The sequence below is a fragment of the Streptomyces sp. NPDC054841 genome, from assembly GCF_053611045.1.
In genome coordinates this window covers 1-3727 of sequence record NZ_JBSGZO010000665.1, presented here as the reverse complement: position 1 = coordinate 3727, position 3727 = coordinate 1, and the positions used below count along the sequence as shown (strand labels likewise).

Sequence of the window (3727 nt, the reverse complement as noted above, 5' to 3'; positions counted from 1 at the left end):
TACGCCCAGTATGAGGACGACCCTCCGCCTTGCGATGCACCGCATCTGACGCCGCGCGCTGATCCACCGGGGATTACGGGACAGCCCTTAGGTGACACCGCAGAGTTGGTCGAACGCGCATCCCGCGAGGACCGTCATCTGTGCCGACGCCTGTTCCGGCCGGCGTGACGTAGCTCCCGTCGGCAGGAGATCGACGCCACCGCTACTGATCGGTACCGTCCACGGGAACAGCGGATGCCGATCCCGGCAGCCGGAATGACATCGCCACCTTGAGGCCGCGTGCCCGCAACACGACAGGGGACTTTGATGTTCCGCAAGGTATTGGTCGCCAACCGGGGCGAGATCGCGATCCGCGCCTTCCGCGCGGCGTTCGAGCTCGGCATCGCCACCGTGGCCGTGTTCCCCTACGAGGACCGCAATTCGCTCCACCGGGCCAAGGCGGACGAGGCCTACCAGATCGGTGAAAAGGGCCACCCGGTGCGGGCCTATCTCTCGGTCGACGAGGTGATCAAGGCCGCGCGCAAGGCCGGTGCCGACGCCATCTACCCCGGATACGGCTTCCTTTCGGAGAACCCCGACCTCGCCGCCGCGTGCGCCGAGGCCGGGATCACCTTCGTCGGGCCGCCCGCTTCCGTACTGCACCTCACCGGCAACAAGGCCCGCGCGGTGGCGGCCGCCCGCGAGGCCGGGGTTCCCGTACTGAAGTCGTCGGCGCCGTCCACGGACGTGAACGAGCTGGTCGCCGCCGCCGACTCCATCGGGTTCCCGGTGTTCGTCAAGGCCGTCGCCGGCGGTGGCGGACGAGGAATGCGGCACGTCGCCCAGCCCGCCGAGCTTCGGGAGGCCATCGACGCGGCGATGCGCGAGGCGGAGTCGGCGTTCGGAGACGCCACCGTCTTCCTGGAGCAGGCCGTCGTCAACCCGCGCCACATCGAAGTGCAGATCCTCGCCGACGCCCAGGGGAACGTCGTCCACCTGTACGAGCGGGACTGTTCGGTGCAGCGGCGCCACCAGAAGGTCGTCGAGATCGCGCCCGCGCCGAACCTCGACCCGGAGCTGCGCGCGCGCATCTGCGCCGACGCCGTCGCGTTCGCCAGGCACATCGGGTACGTCAACGCGGGCACCGTGGAGTTCCTGGTCGACGAGCGCGGCAATCATGTCTTCATCGAGATGAACCCGCGTATCCAGGTGGAGCACACGGTCACCGAGCAGGTCACCGGCCGGGACCTGGTGATCGGGCAGCTGCGGATCGCCGCAGGGATGACGCTCCCGGAACTGAACCTGACGCAGGACGACATCGTCCTCACGGGTACGGCTCTGCAGTGCCGTATCACCACTGAGGATCCCGCCAACGGTTTCCGCCCCGACACCGGCACCATCTCCGCGTACCGCTCTCCGGGCGGCCCCGGGGTACGGCTCGACGGCGGCACCGTCCACACCGGCGCCGAAGTGTCCGCCCACTTCGACTCGATGCTGGTCAAGCTGACCTGCCACGGCCACGACTTCGCCAACGCCGCCCGCCGCGCGCGGCGTGCGATCGCCGAGTTCCGTATTCGCGGAGTCGCCACCAACCTGCCCTTCCTCGGCGCCGTGCTCGACCACCCCGGCTTCCGCGAGGGCCGTGTCACGACGAGCTTCATCGCCGATCATCCGGAGCTGCTCCGGGCGCGCCCCTCGGCCGACCGCGGAAGCCGCATGCTCACCTATCTCGCCGAGACGACCGTCAACCGTCCCCACGGCCCGCGTCCCCGGGTCATCGACCCGGCCGCCAAGCTCCCTCCCGCCCCACTGGGCAGTCCGCCCGCCGAAGGCAGCCGGCAGCGCCTCGCGGCACTCGGGCCGGAGGCGTTCGCGGCGGAGCTGCGCGCGCAGCGGGCCGTCGCGGTGACGGACACGACCTTCCGTGACGCGCACCAGTCCCTGCTGGCCACCCGGGTGAGGACGCGCGATCTGCTGGCCGTCGCCCCGTATGTCGCCCGCACCGCACCGGAGCTGCTGAGCCTGGAGTGCTGGGGCGGCGCCACCTACGACGTGGCCCTGCGCTTCCTCGCCGAGGACCCCTGGGAGCGTCTCGCGGCCGTGCGGGAGGCGGTGCCCAACATCTGTACGCAGATGCTGCTGCGCGGACGCAACACCGTCGGCTACACGCCCTACCCCGTCGAGGTGACCGACGCCTTCGTCGCCGAGGCGGCGGCGACCGGCATGGACATCTTCCGGATCTTCGACGCGCTCAACGACGTCTCGCAGATGCGTCCCGCCATCGATGCCGTACGGTCCACCGGCACCGCGCTGGCCGAAGTCGCCCTGTGCTACACCGCGGACCTGTCGGACCCGGCCGAACAGCTCTACACGCTCGACTACTACCTGCGCCTCGCGGAGCAGATCGTCGAGGCCGGCGCGCACGTACTGGCCATCAAGGACATGGCCGGCCTGCTGCGCCCGCCCGCCGCACGGACCCTGGTCACCGCACTGCGCGAGCGCTTCGACCTTCCGGTGCATCTGCACACCCATGACACGGCGGGTGGCCAGCTCGCGACGCTGATCGCCGCGATCGACGCGGGCGTCGACGCCGTCGACGCCGCCGTCGCGTCGATGGCGGGCACCACCAGCCAGCCGTCCCTGTCGGCGCTCGTGGCGGCCACCGACCACACCGAGCGCGCGACCGGGCTCTCGCTCGACGCGGTCGGGGGACTCGAACCGTACTGGGAAGCCATGCGGAAGGTCTACGCGCCCTTCGAGTCGGGGCTCGCCTCGCCCACCGGGCGCGTCTACCACCACGAGATCCCCGGCGGGCAGCTGTCGAACCTGCGTCAGCAGGCCATCGCGCTCGGCCTCGGCGACCGCTTCGAGCTGATCGAGGACTGCTACGCGGCCGCCGACCGGATGCTGGGCCGGCTGGTCAAGGTGACCCCCTCCTCGAAGGTGGTGGGAGACCTCGCCCTGCATCTGGTCGGAGCAGGGGTCCAGGCGGCCGACTTCGAGTCCGACCCCGGCAAGTTCGACGTACCGGACTCGGTGGTCGGATTCCTGCGCGGCGAGCTCGGCGACCCGCCCGGCGGCTGGCCCGAGCCGTTCCGTACGCGCGCACTCCAGGGCCGTCCCGCGCAGGCCGAGAGCGCGACCCTGTCGGACGAGGACCACCAGGGACTGGTCCAGGAACGGCGGGCGACGCTGAACCGGTTGCTGTTCCCCGGCCCGACCAAGGAGTTCGAGGCCCACCGCGAGGCGTACGGCGACACGTCCGTACTGCCCACGCAGGACTTCTTCTACGGCTTGGAGCCGGACACCGAGCACACGGTCACCCTGGAGGCCGGTGTCACGCTGCTGATCGAGCTGGAGGCGATCTCCGAGGCCGACGAGCGGGGCTTCCGTACGGTGCTGGCCACGCTCAACGGCCAGCTGCGCCCGGTGTCGGTGCGGGACAAGTCCGTCGCCACCGAGGTCAAGGCCGCGGAGAAGGCCGAGCGCGGCAACGACCGGCACGTCCCCGCGCCGTTCGCGGGCGTCGTGACGCTCCAGGTGGAGGAGGGCTCTTCGGTGTCGGCGGGTCAGACGGTGGCCACCATCGAGGCGATGAAGATGGAGGCCTCCATCACCGCCCAGTGCGCGGGCACGGTCGCGCGGTTGGCGATCGGAAAGATCCAGCAGGTCGAGGCGGGCGATCTGCTCATCGAGATCGGCTGACGCCTGGTTCGTGCGTGTGCATGCGGCCGGCCCGGGTGAGGTT

The 3727-nt window shown here is 70.7% G+C and carries 1 protein-coding gene; it reads left to right on the top strand.

From position 1 onward, the window contains the following. Positions 1 to 306 precede the first annotated feature (306 nt). Positions 307 to 3684: a pyruvate carboxylase gene (locus ACWGI8_RS41350; protein ID WP_453668605.1), complete on the top strand. Its 3378-nt coding sequence runs from the start codon at positions 307 to 309 to the stop codon at positions 3682 to 3684. The last annotated feature ends 43 nt before the right edge of the window (positions 3685 to 3727 follow it).

Bases quoted from the DNA above. Each gene is read 5' to 3' on its own strand.
- ACWGI8_RS41350 (WP_453668605.1), top strand. From the start codon at position 307: ATGTTCCGCAAGGTATTGGTCGCCAACCGGGGCGAGATCGCGATCCGC.